Source organism: Cysteiniphilum marinum, assembly GCF_014857925.1.
Lineage (GTDB): Bacteria > Pseudomonadota > Gammaproteobacteria > Francisellales > Francisellaceae > Caedibacter > Caedibacter marinus.
Genome location: NZ_JACYVZ010000005.1, coordinates 12,287 through 27,593, shown reverse-complemented (window position 1 = coordinate 27,593; position 15,307 = coordinate 12,287). Strand labels below are relative to the sequence as shown.

At 37.8% G+C, this 15,307-nt stretch carries 16 protein-coding genes; 5 read left to right on the top strand and 11 right to left on the bottom strand.

All coding sequences use genetic code 11. From position 1 onward, the window contains the following. Positions 1 to 51: 51 nt before the first annotated feature. The 4 genes from IE867_RS04245 to IE867_RS04230 form a co-directional block, all read right to left on the bottom strand. Positions 52 to 876, bottom strand: coding sequence for a fimbrial biogenesis chaperone (locus IE867_RS04245; RefSeq protein WP_192483536.1), 825 nt, complete (start codon positions 874 to 876; stop codon positions 52 to 54). Between the two features lie 103 nt (positions 877 to 979). Then, the gene (locus IE867_RS04240; protein ID WP_192483535.1) at positions 980 to 1,606 is read right to left on the bottom strand and encodes a fimbrial protein; all 627 of its coding nucleotides are present in this window, start codon (positions 1,604 to 1,606) and stop codon (positions 980 to 982) included. 31 nt (positions 1,607 to 1,637) lie between these two features. Continuing rightward, a complete protein-coding gene (locus tag IE867_RS04235; protein ID WP_192483534.1) occupies positions 1,638 to 4,085 on the bottom strand; it encodes a fimbria/pilus outer membrane usher protein in 2,448 nt (815 codons plus the stop codon). A 136-nt stretch (positions 4,086 to 4,221) separates the two neighbouring features. Beyond that, entirely contained in the window at positions 4,222 to 4,761 is a 540-nt protein-coding gene (locus IE867_RS04230; RefSeq protein ID WP_192483533.1) for a fimbrial protein, read from the bottom strand. A 447-nt stretch (positions 4,762 to 5,208) separates the two neighbouring features. Here IE867_RS04230 and IE867_RS04225 point away from each other — a divergent pair, with 447 nt between their 5' ends. Beyond that, positions 5,209 to 6,474 carry a hypothetical protein gene (locus tag IE867_RS04225; RefSeq protein ID WP_192483532.1) on the top strand — a complete coding sequence of 422 codons (1,266 nt, stop codon included), beginning with the start codon at positions 5,209 to 5,211 and terminating at the stop codon, positions 6,472 to 6,474. A gap of 176 nt (positions 6,475 to 6,650) precedes the next feature. Here the strand turns inward: IE867_RS04225 and IE867_RS04220 are convergent, their stop codons facing one another. From IE867_RS04220 to IE867_RS04200, 5 genes are all read right to left on the bottom strand, one after another. After that, positions 6,651 to 7,124 (bottom strand): efflux RND transporter permease subunit, encoded by a 474-nt coding sequence (locus IE867_RS04220; RefSeq protein ID WP_275403207.1) that lies wholly within the window; start codon positions 7,122 to 7,124, stop codon positions 6,651 to 6,653. 70 nt (positions 7,125 to 7,194) lie between these two features. Next, on the bottom strand, positions 7,195 to 8,454 hold the full coding sequence (locus IE867_RS04215; protein ID WP_192483531.1) for a FlxA-like family protein: 1,260 nt from the start codon (positions 8,452 to 8,454) through the stop codon (positions 7,195 to 7,197). 591 nt (positions 8,455 to 9,045) lie between these two features. Then, positions 9,046 to 10,686: a CTP synthase gene (locus IE867_RS04210; RefSeq protein ID WP_192483530.1), complete on the bottom strand. Its 1,641-nt coding sequence runs from the start codon at positions 10,684 to 10,686 to the stop codon at positions 9,046 to 9,048. A gap of 149 nt (positions 10,687 to 10,835) precedes the next feature. After that, complete coding sequence (locus IE867_RS04205; protein ID WP_192483529.1) at positions 10,836 to 11,051, bottom strand: helix-turn-helix domain-containing protein; 216 nt, start codon at positions 11,049 to 11,051, stop codon at positions 10,836 to 10,838. A gap of 9 nt (positions 11,052 to 11,060) precedes the next feature. Continuing rightward, positions 11,061 to 11,621: a DUF2975 domain-containing protein gene (locus IE867_RS04200; protein ID WP_192483528.1), complete on the bottom strand. Its 561-nt coding sequence runs from the start codon at positions 11,619 to 11,621 to the stop codon at positions 11,061 to 11,063. Between the two features lie 407 nt (positions 11,622 to 12,028). On the opposite strand from IE867_RS04200, the gene IE867_RS04195 reads away from it, so the two are divergent. Together IE867_RS04195 and IE867_RS04190 are read left to right on the top strand one after the other, a co-directional pair. Beyond that, positions 12,029 to 12,667, top strand: coding sequence for an outer membrane protein (locus tag IE867_RS04195; RefSeq protein WP_192483527.1), 639 nt, complete (start codon positions 12,029 to 12,031; stop codon positions 12,665 to 12,667). Positions 12,668 to 12,940: 273 nt separating this feature from the next. Next, positions 12,941 to 13,438 (top strand): DUF4442 domain-containing protein, encoded by a 498-nt coding sequence (locus IE867_RS04190; protein ID WP_225629954.1) that lies wholly within the window; start codon positions 12,941 to 12,943, stop codon positions 13,436 to 13,438. 19 nt (positions 13,439 to 13,457) lie between these two features. Here IE867_RS04190 and IE867_RS04185 read toward each other — a convergent pair whose 3' ends face one another. Both IE867_RS04185 and IE867_RS04180 read right to left on the bottom strand, forming a co-directional pair. Continuing rightward, positions 13,458 to 13,943, bottom strand: coding sequence for a WbuC family cupin fold metalloprotein (locus IE867_RS04185; RefSeq protein WP_192483526.1), 486 nt, complete (start codon positions 13,941 to 13,943; stop codon positions 13,458 to 13,460). 29 nt (positions 13,944 to 13,972) lie between these two features. After that, on the bottom strand, positions 13,973 to 14,440 hold the full coding sequence (locus IE867_RS04180) for a peroxiredoxin (RefSeq protein WP_203249604.1): 468 nt from the start codon (positions 14,438 to 14,440) through the stop codon (positions 13,973 to 13,975). A 71-nt stretch (positions 14,441 to 14,511) separates the two neighbouring features. Here IE867_RS04180 and IE867_RS04175 point away from each other — a divergent pair, with 71 nt between their 5' ends. Both IE867_RS04175 and rpmF read left to right on the top strand, forming a co-directional pair. Then, positions 14,512 to 15,045 carry a YceD family protein gene (locus IE867_RS04175; protein ID WP_192483525.1) on the top strand — a complete coding sequence of 178 codons (534 nt, stop codon included), beginning with the start codon at positions 14,512 to 14,514 and terminating at the stop codon, positions 15,043 to 15,045. A 30-nt stretch (positions 15,046 to 15,075) separates the two neighbouring features. Next, the gene (gene rpmF / locus IE867_RS04170; protein ID WP_117002212.1) at positions 15,076 to 15,261 is read left to right on the top strand and encodes a 50S ribosomal protein L32; all 186 of its coding nucleotides are present in this window, start codon (positions 15,076 to 15,078) and stop codon (positions 15,259 to 15,261) included. The last annotated feature ends 46 nt before the right edge of the window (positions 15,262 to 15,307 follow it).

The following is a 15,307-nucleotide window of genomic DNA, read 5'->3' as shown; positions in this document are numbered from 1 at the left end:
TGAAAAAAGCACAAGAAAATGAGTAGAGTAACCGCTCTATAACACCTCATATCAATGTTCTCCTGACAGTATGCTCAAATAAACCTCACCACCATAATCATTAATATAAATCAAATACAGTGGCTTCTTATCGACCAATAGTTTCTTGAACGTGGCTACTTCTGCCGGTGTTGGCTTTAGCGTGGTTTTTTTAAACGGCAATAAAATCTGGGCTTTTTGCATTACAATTGGCTTTGCTTTAGTCACCTTGCTATCGCTATCAGTTGTTTGATCAGGGATTTGATCTGTAAGCCCTAATGAGTTAATAATATATGGACTGTTATTATCCAACACAATGTCATTACCATGGCGCTTGAAGCTAATCTTATCTTTAATCTCGCTATTATTAAGCTCAGGAAGGTCTTTCGGGCGATACATCATCTTGATCTGTGTGTGAATCGCAATTTGCAGTCCACTTTGTAAGTGCCCTTTCTCTGAAGCATTGTCCGTAAGATCCAGCTTAGGTGGTGCTTCTTGAAACTCTAAATAAAATAGACTCTCACGATCTTTCGGCAAATTCGTACTGGGAAGCTTAATAATATGCAGAACAACCTGCTCATTTTTAGGTGGCACGACTGTAAATTTTGGCGAAATCAAAAAATCATGATCAATTGCCCCCTTAACTGTTTGCGCTGGATTATTAGGATCACTTGTAACCACCCAACTTTCCAAACCATACGCATTATCTGGATCATTGTTCTGAACATTAACCGCTGTAAACTTATCTCCCTCATGATAAATAACACGTGTTGGCACGGGGGTAACGTGCGCAAAAGACTGTGAAAAAAACAAACTGGCAATAGCAACCCATTTAACTGTTTTCAAAAAACTTAACATAACTTGTCCTTAGCATTTTTATTTATCTTTTTTGCATCTAGATTTAGCCAACTATAGTCTAAATACTAGCATTTGTTCAATGCCGATCATTATCAATTACCCTTTATGAATAATTTAAATTAAGAACAGCTTTAGCGCTTAGCGTAGTCGCGCTCGACCACAATCCAGTAAGCTTATTAGCGTCTGTTGCCTTACTTGTGTATGTTAACTCCGGCATAAGGTCTATTTCATACTGATCTGTCCCTGCTGCTTTTGTTGTAATTGCTCCTGGTAATGACGTTGTTTTCGTAAAATCAAGGTATGCAGGTTGTGGGCTTGCATTTTTATCATCTAAACGAATTCCTAATGGCGTAGTAGTGCTGCTGCTAGCATTTACTAACATCAATACATCATGATACGTTGGGTCCACATTAGCTGTGCTATCTGCTGCATAATTCACAGTCGGGGTCGTACCTCCACTGCATTTTATAATTTCTTTGATTTCTGTCAGCGGCTTACTCATTCCAATATCTGCAAGATTAACTTTTTTCCCTGCACTCGCATCACTCGCATTGTATAAGTATAATTCACCCATATCCTCCTTTACAGTTTTCCCACTACCCGAGCTAATTGAGCATGTACTTGCTGTCACTTGAGCAGTAAAATTTACGGTTACTTGATCAGAGGCATATCCTAAGCTTACGGTTAAAGCTGCCAAGGCTGTTGTTATTGTTGCTATATATTTTTTCATCTTAATTCTCCTGCTGTGTTGTTTTGTATTTTTAAATGGTTATTTGGTTATGATCTAGCTTGCTGATCGTTATCGTATTAACAAGCTTATTCGTTGTAGTGTCTAGTTGCATATGATCGCCCTCTTTGACAGTGTTGAAATAATATAAATTGCCATAAACATGCTCAGCAATTTCCCCGGTACGTGTATCAATCAGCTTACTTACATCGGCATGCTTGCTCTGATCGAGCTTAATAAAGAGTGGTTGACCTACTTTTGCTTTGAATTTGCGATATAAGATTGCTCCTTGCACCGGTACCGCATACGCTTCATGTGTTTCTAACACGCCATTTTGGTGCTGTGTATCGCTTAACAAAATATCATTATAATAGTAAGGCATTAGGCTGTTGTATAAACCATAGCCATTATGATTGGTCTCAGTTAAGCCATCAACGTTAACACCCGATACACCATCCGTATCGATCACCGCAAAGGTATCATTGGCATATTGCATAAACTGCAATCCTGTATAGCGCGTGTAAACCACACCGCCTGACATACTGGCTGATGCTGAATAATTACGCAAACTCTGCATATTGCCATTAACATTAATGTTGGCAACATTAGTCTGTTGAGATACGCCAAAATTAACACTGTTGTTTTGATTACCTGCTTGCTGTAATTGTCTACTGTAGCTATAGCCGATATTAGCTGATGTTTTACCCGAGTCTGAACTTATACCATAACTAACATTATCGTTAAGCGCTTGAGACGCCATATCATAACCTGTACTGTTATTTAAGCTACCGCCATGCTCACCAAAATTAAAGCTGATATTTAAACTAATGCTGCGATTTAACTGACCTTTATTCACACCGTTAAGCACTTTTGACTGATCATAAGAAATACCATAGTTAAAAACTTGAAAGGACTGATTTAAGCTAATATCTGCCGTTAATTCATTGTCATTTGACCACTGTTGACTGTATGAAACATTGGCATTTAAAGACATATTCCAAAATAGGCTTTGTGAGATATTGAGACTAAAATTATTTTTCTGCCCTGAATTGCCATCTGCTGAAAAAGCCCTTTGTGAAAAGGCTTGATCTATACCGACATAATGACGTGTTTGATAAAAATAGCCAACGACATCAAAACTACTACCCATATTAACAAAGCTTTTATCATAACTAACTTGCGCACGCAGACCACTGTATAACTTACGCGCTCCCTGAGTAGTTTTTGCATTGAACATCGAACCTGAAGTCACGAGATTAAGCGCACCATATTGACCGAGGTTAATCGAAGTACCAACACCCTCTGCAACATAATCAGGGTTGACGAACACACCAACATAAGGCGAGAGATAATTGCTAAGACCATAGTGCACTTCAGCCTCTAAAAACTCCGCTTCCATATTAGTGTGATACTGCATTAAGCCCATATTGGCATCATACATCACCACGCCTGGATAAAGCGCACTTGAAACGTATTGAAATGGGATGGTTGATTGCGTCTTATTCCCACTATTATCTGTGACGATCTCAGTAATATCACCAAGGCCTGCAACGGCGTTATAGTCATTGATTTTATAAGGGCCTGGGTTTAAATGTGTTTTATAAATCAACTTATTATTTTGATATAATTCAATAGTAATTGGCGTACTTGCAACCCCTTGTACAACCGGCTTAAACTGTTGTTCATCTTGTGGCAGCATTGCAGTGTCATTATTAAGGGTTGCCCCATAAAAACTATTACCACTAAAAATATTACTTTGAATATTGTTATACCCCAACATTAAGCGACTACGCCAACTTGGAATCACCGTTGTTGCATAGGTATAGGTAATATTTGAATTATTTTGCGTTTGAGATGTCGCATTTGATTTATTATAACTTGTCCCTGCACTCATATTAGAATACAGCTGCCAACGTCCTAGGTTGTAGTGCAGCTGTGCTGAGCCAAAAATACTCGCATTATCGTTATCAAAATCATGGTTAAGCGAAGTATCAATATCATAGTTCATTACACCGCCTGAGATGCCAAACTCCCATAACGCAGGTGGAGCTGTTACACCGGACTTCACATCATAGACATAAGATTGTGGTACTGAAATATTAATAGTTTGTGTCATATGATCATAGGTATAACTCACATACTGAATGCTCGCTTTGCTCAGCTGATATTTTTCGCGTTTGAATGCTTTGAGTAATATTGATTTGGCGTGCATTTTATTGAGCATTTCACCATTTAACTGAATTGATAGCTCATTTGTTTTAGGATTTTGCATGACATTAACGCTATATTGCCCCAAAGATTTATCATTAAGTCGAAAATTCAACACTTGAAAACCAGGGACTAATTGACCTGATAACATCTTGGCATCTTGCGCTGAGAAATCATTAAAAAAACTGGTATCGAAGCCTAGGTCTTTGCCTTGCGCCAAGCTCACGCCTGCACACGCCGAAAGTATACAAATAGATATTATTTTTTCTTTCATAGCATAAGACCTCATTATTGCAGTGACTCCCCAAAAATAAATAATCACTTAGCTCTACTGATAATTTTTAAATCTAAATTTAAAATTTTTTTTCATCGATTCGCTGATGATAAAATATGATTACAATTACTTGAATCTAAACACTTCTCACTTCAAAAGGCACCGATGCGTATAAATGATTTACGGGCATAATATAACCATCTCTATCGGCAACGATGGCAACACGATAGGTGAGGCTTGTTTCCGCCGCACCTATGTGTTTTATACGGTACGGTTGTACCGGCTCCCCCCCTATGGCTTTTTGATTATTCTTACCTAGTATCTCTAGCGCAACACCTTTGTGTGCATTATCACCAACATAAGCTAAACTTCTTGATCGCCCATAATCAAACACCGTTGATATCTCATGAGATAAATACTCTGGACAATTCTTTAAACGTATATCAAAGGATTTAATTTGACCATCAATAATATCACCATACTGGTAAGGCTTATAGCTCATGAATTCATCAAAATGAAGATCGCTTGAACCGCTATTATTATGATCATAATCAACGTCAATCTGGCAAAAAGTCTGCTTGATTGTCGCTGAGAACTGTATCACTGTAGTTGCATGCTTTTCTTGCGCATAACCACACTGCGATATCACAAATAATACAGCAATTAATTTCCTCATTTTGACTCCCTAATCATATTTAAACACCACCCAATAAGATGGATATCAATCAAATTTAGATCAATATTGAAATCAACATCAATCTCTTGAGGGTATTATTCAAGCAATAACCATTTATTGCAAACAACTATTAGGAAACACTTGTTTCCATATCAAACAATAAGCATTGAACTTCAAAAACAAACAACCATTAGTGAATTAGCGTTGACTTTTTTTCGCTGGAGATGGTTTCAGATATATGAAATTATAGCTCTGGGGAGATGATATAGTTTTGCTATTTCATATCACTTTACAATTAAGTCTCTTTGACTTAAACATTAGATATCTTCGTTAGGTGCCCTTTGCAAATAATTTGCAGATGACATTGCGAGATATTTTAAATATCAAGTTCAAGATAAAGTCTTTAAGTATTTTGAAGATTTTAAAGTATAAATTAATGGGGAAATTATGAAGAAAATCAAGTATCTATTTGCCATGCAAGTTGCCATATTGTCTAGCCTGTCAACTGCTTATGCATCAAGTGACGTTAGCCAAAAGCTTAAAATCTATAACACGGGATATAGCTCTTCCGGAATTGAATTAGGTCAGTCCTCCGGAGATCTTCCTGATGGAAACTACCATGTATACAAAGGCTCATATAATGATTTTCAGCCCACATGGCTTAACTCTACTTCAGAAAATAACATGGCTTTTCTTGCAAGATATAGCGCATATGGTATGGATGCAAATGGAGTATCTCCTTTAGAAGACGGTAACATGGGGCAAGGCTTTTACAAAAGTGATGCAAGAAGCTTGGTTTCAAGAAATGCCACATATCCTTATGGTGAAATTGTTACCGCAGACAAAGGAAAGTATGTGTACTATGTTGAATTCAATGTTCCAGACAAACCTGAGCAAGATCAATATAGCTATAGCATAGCAAGCTCTAAGCTAGGCTTTGATATTAACTCAATAGATCCTAGTGTTACAGTAAGATTAACTAAGGTTGTTCCAGAGGCCACTAAAGACGGTCAAAACACATACAGCTTAGCATCTCCACTTAAAACAATTCCATTAACGATTACTTCATCTGATAGGAGTACTGGTGTTGGCGCACATGTCGATTTAGATAATATTATCAAATACTCAGGAACTTACATCCTATCCTTTGAAGTGGATCACCAGTTTAGTCATTTTTGGCCATGGACAGGCATAACTCGCAAGCCAATAGGCATTTATGTTGACAAGATGGCTGGTTCTGTCACTTATCACCGAGGATATGTCACACCTAGCAATGATGTGACAGTGGAAATAGTTAACAATACACGTAGAACAATTCATCCTTTAATTGGTCAATTTTATGGTGCTCATGGGCATTTGCCAAATTATCTTGGCCCAACAGTAACAGTAAATGCTCATAGCACAAAAGATTTCACTTTTTATAGGCATGGTCCAAGAGGGAAAATGACGCATTCTTTATTCCAAGGAACTTGGTTACAAAACTGTGGCATAAGCCCTAACTCTGTGCCTACCTATCTGGATGGAAAGTTATCTGGTAAAGTTACCGGTCTCATCAGTAAAAGATATGTTTGTGCAATTGGCTCAACATACCATTTCAAAAAACCAAATGATGTTAAGAAAATCATATACACCATGAGTGAAGGAATGTGGGGTGGCATTGGTCATTCAGGAGATCATGTATCAAGAATTGATGAGATCTCAACAAACCCGTAGGTTTTGGAATATATCACTCCTCATATTTTAAACAATAGCATGATGCTCATTTAATATTAACCCTCAGCTAGAAGATGCGGGGGGAATATAAACTAATGGCACTACCTTAAGCGCCGTCATTACATAGAAACATATTTTAGAGCAGTAATTTCTTGAAGTCAGCAACCACATGTAACCTAGTCTAACTCTTTAATTTCAATGGCTTGTTGCTGCTTTTTTAAAAATAACTTTTGCTTATTCTGCGCCAGAAAAATATACATAACAGGGACAACAAACAAGGTAAAAATAGTACCTACTAACATACCAAAACAAATAACCATCCCCATAGATTGTCTACCAACTGCACCGGCACCTGAGGCAAATACCAATGGTAAAACACCAACAACCATTGCAGCCGTTGTCATTAAAATGGGGCGAACTCTTAACCTTGCAGAAGATAATATAGCAGCAATTTTATTTTTACCTTTTAATTGCTCGTGATTGGCAAACTCTACTAATAAAATGCCATGCTTACTGATTAGACCAATTAACGTAATAAGCCCTACTTGTGAATAAATATTTAATGATGCAAAACCGACATGAGAGCCTTTGCCGATATAAAGCGGTAATAAAGCGCCAAATATTGACATCGGCACAGTAAGAATCCCCATAAATGATGTAATGAAAAAACAGGAAAGGTAAATACGCATCACCTATGGGAAACTTAATAAGCTTAATCGCTTAGAAGAAAGTTGTAATATCCAAGGTTAATGCATTTGTATGTTTATGGTCGTAGGTATCCATATAAGCATACTCAAGGCTCACTAAATTATTTTTAGACAATACTGGGCGTGTGATATAGGCCACATACTCACTTTTAGCACCAAACATTTCTGGTCCCTTGGAAGCATCCCCAGCAATTGGGTATGGAATATTTTGTGTATTATAAGCTTGCTGATAACCAAATGAGAATTGAGTTGACTCACCCAAAATATTTGGCGATGCTGTTGCTTGCAAATACCACGCGCCAAGCACTGAATTATTGCTATAATCTTCCTTGTTTGTCGTGGTTGTAGCACCACCATTTAATGTGTAAATATCATAACCAAAATAGCCTTCCAAGTTAACAACACCGTTTCTGTTATCATTCACTTGCTTCCCTGGTGTGCCGTCTGCGTTGTAGACGGCTTTGTTAACATTGCTTGATGCGCCCATCACACCTAGCCAATTATACATATAACCGATTGTGCCGCCATAGATAAACTTCTGATAGTGACCATCATAAAAACCACTTAACATAAAGTCACCACTTTGTTTATTTGCCTGAAAGTATGCAGCATTTAGGTTGATACCATCTTTATAGAAACCTAAATTAGCAGAAACCACGTTATGATTTGGCCTAAAGAAGCCTTGTGTGAAGCCTGCTGCCCACGGCGCACCATTTGCAAATGAACCAAAGGTTAAGCGATTCTTACCCACCGTTAAGTAAAATGGCGTATCTTTTAAATTACCAAATGTGACAAAGGCGTCTAATATTGTTGGTGTTGAATAACTTGTTCCTGTAATGGTTAAATCTGTTTGAATGTAGTGGCTAAGATTACCTACAAAGTAAACATCCCCCTCATTTAGATATAGCCCTCTCCCTGATTGATATCCATTGGTGAACCCTGGCTTATAATCATTATAGTTACCAGCAACAGTAATTTTATTGCCCCACCACTGCGTGGCATCCCATTCCATTTTACCACCAAGCGCTAGTGATTGATCAGGCATTTCAGCTCGATCTTTTAAGTAAGTCAGCGGAACTTTAGATGAAGATCCTGCTCCAAATGGTGTCATTAAATTATCGTCCCAGAAGAAATATTTACCCGTATCGAATCCTGTAACAGACTTAGCCGCTTTATCCTGAGTCTCAGCTTTTTTTTGAGCATCTTTCTGCATTTGTGCGATCTGTTCAATCTGAGCCTGCAATGATTTAATTTGTGACTGTAAATTAGACATATTCTCTTTAAAAAAATTAAATAAAAGATGCCAGAAATCATACAAATATTACTTCTTAGAAGGGGTTAATTTAGTGAACAACAAGACAAAGACTCAAAATAAAAATCTAAACTCTACGATTTGGCTAAAACTTACTACACTCACTTTGTTGATGGTTAGCAGTCACAGCACACTAGCAAAAGGATTATTACCATCAGTCGTTTACTACCCAACATATGTCTCGAACATACTAATTCCTCGTCTATCTTCCTCAATGGTGACTTACAATAATCAGTTAAATATTTATTCACTAAACAAGGAACATTCCCTATATTTCAAGCTAGGCATACATGATATACGCAGTACAATTTATGAAATTCAAGGAAAAGGACTCGACGCTAACACAAGCTCTGCTGAACCAATTAATCTATTGCAAAAAAAATATCGCATTTGGCCCTGGTTACAACCCAATAAAAACGACCAATGTAACGCTTAGTATCGACCTATTTCTCTAGCTGTGTCCGATTAAAATGGGGAAATAAACCACCCTGTCTACTTTCATTATTTGGAATAAACCAATAAATAACGATTAATCAAATCTTCCCACTACAACTAAAAACACGCCTTAACAAATCCTTCAAATAAGCGATGTCCATCGCGTGGCGTTGAGGTAAACTCTGGATGAAATTGACAAGCAATAAACCATGGGTGTGTTGGAATCTCAACCATCTCAACAAGTTTCTTATCTTGTGATTTGCCACTAATAACAAGTCCTGCATTCTCCAATGCTTCAACATAATTATTATTAACTTCATAACGATGGCGATGACGCTCTTTAATGCTATCTGCAGCATAGACCTTGTGCGCTAAGCTGTCCTTTTGCAAATGACATAATTGCGCACCTAAGCGCATCGTGCCACCCATATCAGACTGCGATGTGCGCATTTCCTTATCCCCTGTTGCCGTTTGCCACTCAGTGATTAAGCCAATTAAAATATCTTGGGCTTTTGGATCAAACTCCGTACTATTGGCATGTTTTAATCCCAATACATTACGCGCATATTCAATCACGGCAACCTGCATTCCTAAGCAAATCCCTAAAAATGGAATTTTGTTTTCACGTGCGTATTGCACTGCTTTGATCTTGCCTTCAACACCACGTAATCCAAAACCACCTGGGACTAAAATGCCATCGACTTTCCCGATAACTTTTTTAACATCACCTTTTTCGATATCCTCTGAGTCAATAAATTTAATATTAACCTTAACATGATTGTGAATTCCGGCATGAAACAGTGCTTCATTTAATGACTTATAGGCTTCCGTTAGACTAACGTACTTACCAACCATAGCGATGGTGATTTCTTTTTGTGGATTGTTAATCTCATAAACCACCTGATCCCATTCGGACAGATCAGCTGAGCGCACATGAAGCCCAAGTTGACTGACAACACAAATATCTAACCCTTGATCATGGTATTTGCGTGGAATTTCATAAATACTTGATACGTCTTCCGCACTAAAAACAGCTGATTCGGCAACATTGGTAAACAAGGCAATTTTACGCTTTTCATCAGCGCTAAAGCTTTTCTCACAACGGCAAACTAAGATATCAGGTTGGATACCAATAGAGCGTAACTCCTTGACTGAATGTTGCGTTGGTTTGGTTTTTAGCTCACCTGCAGCTTTGATGTAAGGCAATAATGTCAAGTGCAAAAACAAACTGCGTGACTTACTCAACTCTTGCGCTAATTGGCGAATTGCCTCAAGAAACGGTAAAGATTCAATATCACCAACCGTGCCACCGACTTCAACAATGGCAACATCAACCTTATCATCAACACCTTGCAAGATTTTAAGTTTAATCTCATCGGTAATGTGTGGAATCACCTGAATCGTGCCACCAAGATAGTCACCGCGACGCTCTTTCTTTATCACATCTTGATAAACGCGTCCCGTGGTAAAGTTATTACGCTTAGTCATTTTGGTACGTATAAAACGCTCATAATGCCCTAAATCAAGGTCAGTTTCAGCTCCATCTTCGGTAACAAATACCTCACCATGCTGCAATGGGCTCATCGTACCAGGGTCAATATTAATATAAGGGTCAAGCTTCATTAAGGTAACATTTAAACCGCGACATTCTAATAAAGTTGCCAAAGAAGCAGCCGTGATCCCTTTACCAAGTGATGACACCACACCACCGGTAACAAAGACAAACTTAGTACGTTGATTTTCAATACGAGTTGACATAAAAGATAATACATTAAGCGCTGTTAATGTTGGCAAAGAATAGCAAAAAGCCCTTTGTGAAGCTAGCTAAATTTATAACATACCTATCACAAAATGATTTACGGTGGATATAAATGACTATGAAGACTTTAATTTGACTATACTAAAGGTTAATCCTCACTACGCTCACTATATATAAGTATATCGCCTGGCTGACAATCTAAGGCCTCACAAATGAGCGCCAAGGTTGAAAAACGTACTGCTTTGGCTTTGCCTGTTTTTAAAATTGATAAATTCTGCTCTGTAATACCAATTTTCTCTGCTAACTCTTTTGAGCGCATCTTACGCATCGCCATCATCACATCTAAATTTACAATAATTGCCATACTTATCTCCTAAATCGTCAAATGGCTTTCTTCTTCAAGCTTTTGCGCTTGCTGCATCACTTTGGCAATTAAGATAACAACCGCTCCGGTGATTAAACTCACAAAATCAATACCTGACAAACTCAATGTTAACACACGCTGCCCAGGTGGATTGGCAAAGCTTAATACCACTGAAATAAGTGCATCGTAAATAAGCCCGCCAATCACCCATGCAAACAGCGTATAACCGAGCTTTTTGTAAGCCAATGCATTGTGATATACAAATACGTTTCCTTGTGAATAGTTTTTAAACACGATGATCAATTGACTCAATCCATACATTACAATTCCTCCTGGAATCATTGATATTAAGAATGCCAACAGCTTTGTCCCAAGTGGCACTGTATCACCATGAATGTACTGCATCAAATCATTACCAATGCCAAGCTGCATAAATAAGCTTGACTGCCCACTAGTTGCTGAGCCCTTGCTAAAGCTTAACCAAAATAAAAAGGTAACAATGGGTATCAAATAAAAACATATTTGAAAAAACCAATAATAACGATAACTTGATTGTCGAAACTTAGACATATTTTCTCCTGAATGATTACTTTTACCACAAATAGGTACAAACAATATAACAACTTAAAACGCATTACTGCAATCATTTTTTTATTGTTTATCAATAATTAATTATTGCTTAGGCATGTGAATATATATTTTAAAACCATACCGCAACGCTAAAAAATATCGTTAATATAAAGCCTCGCTTCAATCTCACATTCACATAAATCTATGCATTAAAAAACACTACAAATATTTTCATAGTCCATTTTATATCGCTAAAATTTGATATTTTTTGATATTTTTCTGCATTTTTTATCCAAAATCATATGATCAAACTTGCATTTTTAACATGCTTTGACTAACGTTGACGGCGGTAATTGTGTTCAAGTTACTTTTGAAATCAAAATGGAAATAAAACAGGAGAGCAAATCATGAAGAAAATTATTGCAACAACTGTCGCTGCTGCAGCACTAATCAGTGGATCAGCATTTGCTGCTGGCGCGCAAACCGGCATGGTGATGGGTGCAAATTTAGGTCTTGCCACACCAACAGGCGCTCTAAAAGGTGATAATTGGATTAATCAATTTCAAGGCGTAAGCTCAACAACTCAAGATAACGGTAATATTGCTGGCGGATTGTTTATTGGCTATGATTATGCACTTAGCCCGATGATGGCCGTAGGTGTTGAGCTGGGTGGACAATATGCTTATGAAGTTACTAAACTCAAAGCATCTGATGCAACTGGTAGCGCATCCCTTAAAGCAAGTGTGATTAGCGTGCCATTATTCTTAACAGGCAAATTTTATATTCCTCATACAGGCGGCTTAAACATATTCGCCAAAGCAGGATATGCTTACAACAGAATTAATGAAACGCTTGAAGCAACTGGCGCTGCTAGCAAAGATAATCATGAAACCCTATGGCGTCCAGTCGTAGCTGGCGGTATTGGCTACCAGTTACAACAATTTAATATTTTCGCACAATATCAATACAACTGGCTGCCTTATAAAGGTCAGAACTCTGGGTTAGGTACGATTTCAGCAGGTGTTGCTTATACCCTTCCTATGTAACAACTATCTCTAATCATTCTTTATCTTAGGCGAGTTTCTGACTCGCCTTATTTTTGTGACCCAAACGCTCATCGTACTCTAAACGTCAGTCGAAGCGATGCACTGAGCATCAGTCGAAGTGGGTATACTTGCGCTATGGCTTCGACTAACGCTCAGCCAACGTAATGTGCAGGGAAGACGATTATTATCACCATATTCAACAGCCAATTTACGCTATGCTTAATGTGATGATAAGTATAAAATAGCCGTTATCTTTAAAAAATGGACTGTTGTATGCGGCATAAAGCACGTAAATTCTTAAGACAAATGCCAGTTGGCGCTGTTAAATTCATCCTTAATCGTTACCGCCCTTATCGCGGTGCGGGGATTAAAACATTACATATTGCTAAAGACTATCGCTATATCAAGGTTGCAATGCCACTAAAATGGCATAATCGTAATTATTTTGGCACACACTTTGGTGGCTCATTGTTTGCGATGACCGATGCTTTTTATCCATTGATGTTGAGTCATATCTTAGGAAATGACTATATTATTTGGGATAAGGAGTCTTCGATAAAGTATATCACTCCTGGCAAGTCAACAGTATACTGTGAGTTTCGCTTAAGTGATGACGATATCGACCAAATCAAGCAACAAACCAATACTAATGGCAAAATATATTTCCAGAAAGAAATTGAAATCCATGATCAAGATAAACAAATTATTGCCCGTGTTTTGCGCACTATTTACATCAAAGACAAGAGATTTGTTAAACCAGATGAAGCATAAGACCGCTTATAAGAGATCATTATTTATAATGCATACCCACTTGGGCAGATGCCTGCCACCGCATAAAATCAACCACTTCTTCTTTGTCTCCCTCTTTTGGCGCCCATGTAGCAAAATCACCTTCGTCAGTGGGCGTAAAAGGTCCTGGCTTTACTTCAAAAAATAAAGCATCTTGACTAATTGCATACAACGCATGCCATGTGTTGGGTGTCATCTCAAACCCCAAAGTGTCCCCATCTGCACCAAGGACAAATTTGTCAACAACAATACCTTGATCATCATAAATAAGCACACCTATTTGACCTTTAAGCGCTATGATCAACTCCCATTTATGCGACTCTGAATGTCTATGTGGGCGAATATAAGTACCCTTTTTAAGGTGAATAGCTAAGCGATTGACTGAGTCTGATAATTCAGGGTGGAAATTATGATGCGCGCGCAAACGCGGTGATTCTTTGGCATTTTGCGCCATAGCAGTCATTAATGCATGATCAATTTTTTTCATATAAATACATACCCTATTTCAAAAGCGTCTTACTTTAAACTTTTGATAAATGCTAACACTTCCTCAACATGCCCTGGCACTTTGACCTTACGCCATTCTTTGATAAGTTTGCCTTCCATGTCAATCACAAACGTGCTGCGCTCAATGCCCATATATTTTTTACCAAACATGCTTTTTTCTTTCAGCACAGCAAATGTTTCACAAAGCGCTTTTTCAGTATCTGCAATCAGCTCAAACGGCATATGGTATTTTGCTTTGAACTTCTCGTGTGAACTTAAGGTGTCTTTTGATACACCAAAGATCGTGGCATTAACTTTAGCAAAATCTTTATAATGATCGGTAAACCCAATACTTTCCGTCGTGCATCCTGGCGTGCTATCCTTTGGATAAAAGTAAATCACCACATACTTTCCACGGTAATCATCAAGTGTAAACATTTTGTTTGAGGTCATCGCCACCTGCGGCAAGCTTATTTTTTCACCCACTTGCAAAGTCATCTTGCATACTCCTTAACTTTCATTATCATAAACACCTGTGTACTTTAACAAAGATAATCTTGAGATAAAGCATGTTACAACAAAAACCTTTTATTTTAGATCCCATCAAAGCTGCCAAAGAAGGTATGGTGCTTAATCAAACCTTTAGTTTTTCACATCTAGCCTCCCTACACGAATGCATCGTCGATGGCACTTATGATTTTCAACTTAACCTTAAATTTCACTTTGAAAACAATAAGCCACTACTTGATGGGCAACTTACTGGCAAGGTGACACTCATTTGCCAAAGAACACTTGAACCTTTTGAATTTCACTTTGATGACTCTGTTAAACTTGGCTTTGTGACGGATGATCGTTTTTTTAAAAACTTCCCAGATACTTATGATCCATACATCTATAAAGACAATCAAATCAATCTTGTTGAGCTATTAGAAGAGGAAATCTTGCTTTCAATTCCGATGATCCCAAAAAAATCACTTAATGATTGTCAAGCTGAACAAAATACGTCATACTATGGCGTTTTTGAAACTAGCGACCCCGAAAAGCAGGACAAACCGAACCCGTTTTCTGCTTTAAAAGAGCTAAAACTTACAAAGAAAGATTAATATTAAAGTAGTGAAATAGGAGAATCAATAATGGCTGTACAGCAAAACAAAAAGAGTCGTTCAAGAAGAGACATGCGTCGTTCACATGATGCGTTAACTGCTTCAGCGCTTTCAACTGATAAAACAACAGGCGAAATGCATTTACGTCATCACGTGTCTGCAAACGGTTACTACAAAGGCAAGAAAGTAGTTGCTGTTGCTTCTGATGATGAATAGAATAACTGCACGATAAGGCAATTATTCTGTATTACTGTGACCAGTT

What these genes read in the sequence shown, in the direction of transcription:
- IE867_RS04245 (WP_192483536.1), bottom strand. Translation starts at nt 876, where the DNA reads ATGTTAAGTTTTTTGAAAACAGTTAAATGGGTTGCTATTGCCAGTTTG.
- IE867_RS04175 (WP_192483525.1), top strand. Translation starts at nt 14,512, where the DNA reads ATGTTACAACAAAAACCTTTTATTTTAGATCCCATCAAAGCTGCCAAA.
- IE867_RS04240 (WP_192483535.1), bottom strand. Translation starts at nt 1,606, where the DNA reads ATGAAAAAATATATAGCAACAATAACAACAGCCTTGGCAGCTTTAACC.
- IE867_RS04190 (WP_225629954.1), top strand. Translation starts at nt 12,941, where the DNA reads ATGCGGCATAAAGCACGTAAATTCTTAAGACAAATGCCAGTTGGCGCT.
- IE867_RS04195 (WP_192483527.1), top strand. Translation starts at nt 12,029, where the DNA reads ATGAAGAAAATTATTGCAACAACTGTCGCTGCTGCAGCACTAATCAGT.
- IE867_RS04230 (WP_192483533.1), bottom strand. Translation starts at nt 4,761, where the DNA reads ATGAGGAAATTAATTGCTGTATTATTTGTGATATCGCAGTGTGGTTAT.
- IE867_RS04235 (WP_192483534.1), bottom strand. Translation starts at nt 4,085, where the DNA reads ATGAAAGAAAAAATAATATCTATTTGTATACTTTCGGCGTGTGCAGGC.
- IE867_RS04220 (WP_275403207.1), bottom strand. Translation starts at nt 7,124, where the DNA reads ATGGGGATTCTTACTGTGCCGATGTCAATATTTGGCGCTTTATTACCG.
- IE867_RS04205 (WP_192483529.1), bottom strand. Translation starts at nt 11,051, where the DNA reads ATGGCAATTATTGTAAATTTAGATGTGATGATGGCGATGCGTAAGATG.
- IE867_RS04210 (WP_192483530.1), bottom strand. Translation starts at nt 10,686, where the DNA reads ATGTCAACTCGTATTGAAAATCAACGTACTAAGTTTGTCTTTGTTACC.
- IE867_RS04185 (WP_192483526.1), bottom strand. Translation starts at nt 13,943, where the DNA reads ATGAAAAAAATTGATCATGCATTAATGACTGCTATGGCGCAAAATGCC.
- IE867_RS04180 (WP_203249604.1), bottom strand. Translation starts at nt 14,440, where the DNA reads ATGACTTTGCAAGTGGGTGAAAAAATAAGCTTGCCGCAGGTGGCGATG.
- IE867_RS04225 (WP_192483532.1), top strand. Translation starts at nt 5,209, where the DNA reads ATGAAGAAAATCAAGTATCTATTTGCCATGCAAGTTGCCATATTGTCT.
- IE867_RS04215 (WP_192483531.1), bottom strand. Translation starts at nt 8,454, where the DNA reads ATGTCTAATTTACAGTCACAAATTAAATCATTGCAGGCTCAGATTGAA.
- rpmF (WP_117002212.1), top strand. Translation starts at nt 15,076, where the DNA reads ATGGCTGTACAGCAAAACAAAAAGAGTCGTTCAAGAAGAGACATGCGT.
- IE867_RS04200 (WP_192483528.1), bottom strand. Translation starts at nt 11,621, where the DNA reads ATGTCTAAGTTTCGACAATCAAGTTATCGTTATTATTGGTTTTTTCAA.